This is a genomic window from Chitinophaga sp., from assembly GCF_036566945.1.
Classification (GTDB): Bacteria; Bacteroidota; Bacteroidia; order Chitinophagales; family Chitinophagaceae; genus Chitinophaga.
In genome coordinates this window covers 1-2,429 of the sequence record NZ_DATCVJ010000597.1, presented here as the reverse complement: position 1 = coordinate 2,429, position 2,429 = coordinate 1, and the positions used below count along the sequence as shown (strand labels likewise).

The 2,429-nt window shown below is 50.1% G+C and carries 4 protein-coding genes; all 4 read right to left on the bottom strand.

Features of this window, described 5'->3' with window-relative positions:
- Positions 1-190: 190 nt before the first annotated feature.
- Entirely contained in the window at positions 191-1,015 is an 825-nt protein-coding gene (locus VIP81_RS18175; RefSeq protein WP_331964118.1) for a hypothetical protein, read from the bottom strand.
- A gap of 732 nt (positions 1,016-1,747) precedes the next feature.
- Complete coding sequence (locus VIP81_RS18170) at positions 1,748-1,870, bottom strand: hypothetical protein (RefSeq protein ID WP_331964115.1); 123 nt, start codon at positions 1,868-1,870, stop codon at positions 1,748-1,750.
- Between the two features lie 12 nt (positions 1,871-1,882).
- Complete coding sequence (locus VIP81_RS18165; protein WP_331964112.1) at positions 1,883-2,050, bottom strand: hypothetical protein; 168 nt, start codon at positions 2,048-2,050, stop codon at positions 1,883-1,885.
- 16 nt (positions 2,051-2,066) lie between these two features.
- Positions 2,067-2,348 (bottom strand): hypothetical protein, encoded by a 282-nt coding sequence (locus VIP81_RS18160; protein WP_331964109.1) that lies wholly within the window; start codon positions 2,346-2,348, stop codon positions 2,067-2,069.
- Positions 2,349-2,429: the final 81 nt, after the last annotated feature.

Here is a 2,429-nt window from a genome sequence, read left to right as displayed (position 1 = left end):
CCAGAATTTCCATGCAACTGCGTCGCCTGGGTAATTTTGTTTAGGCTTTCTAATTAATATGCGTGTAGGCCCAACTAATGGGCCGACTAAATCAGGGCATAGAAAAACCCCCGTTAATCAATCCCTTATCGGGACTGACTAACGGGGGTTAGTCTGAGTGAGGCTAGCCACCTATTGAAGGTGGGGTTAGTTACGCCTTGACCGTACCAATCTTAAAGACAATGGTCTGGTCGTTACCGGCCCCATCCTTAAAGGTGTAGGGCATTTCAAACGTGTGCTTCTCCGGGACGTTATCGGCGTCCGGAACAGAAGCGTAGTAAGCATCCTGAAGGTCCTTCGGGGACCACTTAATACCCTTGTGCTGCTTCTTCAGGTACTGAGAGGCAAAGGTAAAGGTGTACTTCTCTTCACCATTAACCATGCCGAATACCTTGTTACCCTTCTCGTCCTGGGTAACGTCGTTGATAGTGATGCGGGCAAAGCGGGGTCGCTTAGTGCCCTCCTGAGAAGAAGTACCGCCAGTCTTTGCAACACCCCGACGGTTCTTAACCTCGGCCAGAAGAACAGAGATCTTGCCCTTAAACGTGGGCATCATGTTCTCGATCTGAATAAACGCAGCAACCTTGTCCTTAATGGACTTACCGCTCTCAGCCACGTCAGACTTAAGCTTAGCCAGCTGCTCTTCATTAAGCTCTTCCGGCATAAGTCCGGACTTCTCAATGTGGGCGTATCCCTGCTTACGCAGTTCTTCAACCTGTGCCAGAAGTGCCAGTTCCTCAGAACGCAGGCGAGAAATAACCTTGTCCTTAGACTGCTCGAAAATCTCAGCCTTAATAAGCTTCGGGTCCTTAGCTTCGGCAGAGATAATCTTGGCTACGTTCTTGTTGTGCTCGTCGATCTCCCCATTGACCTCTACGACAGTCTGCTGAAACTCAGCAGGCAGAGAGTTAAAGATCTCTGTCTTCTGCTCGTCCGTAAGGACAGTCTCAGTGGCGGGAGTCGTGTTCTCAGTCATTGCTAGACCTCACTCTGTGTCGATGGCTTACTAGGCATAAGCCTACCATGAATTGCTGGTTGGCATGGCTGTGCCTAGGAACGAGATTAGGTGAGTTTGGAATGGGTCACCTAGCCCTCGTGTGATGAAAGCTTTTGAAGACTTCCACCACTCATACCCGTATACCCGGATATTGGCGTAAGGGATAAATAGACGCGCAGCTAATAATTACGCCTAGGCGGTTCGTACTTATCCGATATGCACTGACCGCGCTAAACCAGGAAACCCGTTTTCTCGTTAATTCGTTTTCAGGTATTCCCCAGTAATAACGTGTCTGGCGCAGGGAGAGGAAATTCACGCCTGCCTAGAGCCATATTAGTTTCGGCCCTATTAAAAGTTCCCGACTAATAAACCGTCGGATTAAGCTCTCGTGTTTATCGCGACTAAATGGCTAGAAACTGCCTATCGCGAAATAACCAAAGTCGTCCGGGTCTTACGCTTTATTTGGCTGCCGCGTCTAACTAGCGGGAATATTCGCTAGGCCAGAACACCAAATCAAAAGCCAGGACTAACTATCGGCGCACCCTATTGAATTTGTCTCAGCCGGGCGGGTTAGGACCGCGTCGCGCTGACATGGACAACATTACGGGATATCGGCCGACTGGCAAGAATTCCACTCGTTTTTCCAGTGGCCGGAATATTGGGCGCAGCCCCATTAATTAGGAGCTGCGCCCATCCCCTGTAGCCGAGAAACTATTGGTAGCGTCGGAGTTGATCAGTGATCATGTTTACCTCTGCTACATAGTCCTCCACTTCAATATCGCTGGAGTAATACCGACGGGTGAGTTCGTCGAGCGCGTCCAGTAGTTCACGCATTATGCTGCTCCCTTATCCGTAGATGAGTGCAGTGCGCTTAGCGGCCAAGTCTTCCTTCTCAAGATTGGCCCAGTAGCTACGCACCTCGGCGTAGTTATTGAAGACAAGTGCCTGCGGGAAGTCCCGCTTAATCTTGACGGCGTCCGAAGAAGAAACCTCGAACATATTGCCCTCACCCATTACCCATGCCATTAGTTCAGCCCTTCTTAACGAACTTGAAGCTCGACGAGTGAATACCCTTGACCATGCTGCGCCCATTCTTGGCGCGCTTAAACTCAACCGCGTTAAAGATCGCATCGAACTCGACAAGGGCTTCGGTAAAGCAGTCTTCGGAGTAGCACTCATCACACATGCACTCGGAAGCGTCAATAACCGGCGCATAGTTAGGCATCGCAGGGATAACGACGATCGCGCTAGCTTCCTGGTTCGTAATACCCAGGGTGATTACCCGGAGGACCAGGAGGATAATCGCGATCATTAGATTCCCCTATGCGTTATTGGCGGTTGCTGACATCAATAAATATATGGGGCAGGCTGCCATGTTGTCAAAATTTTCCAC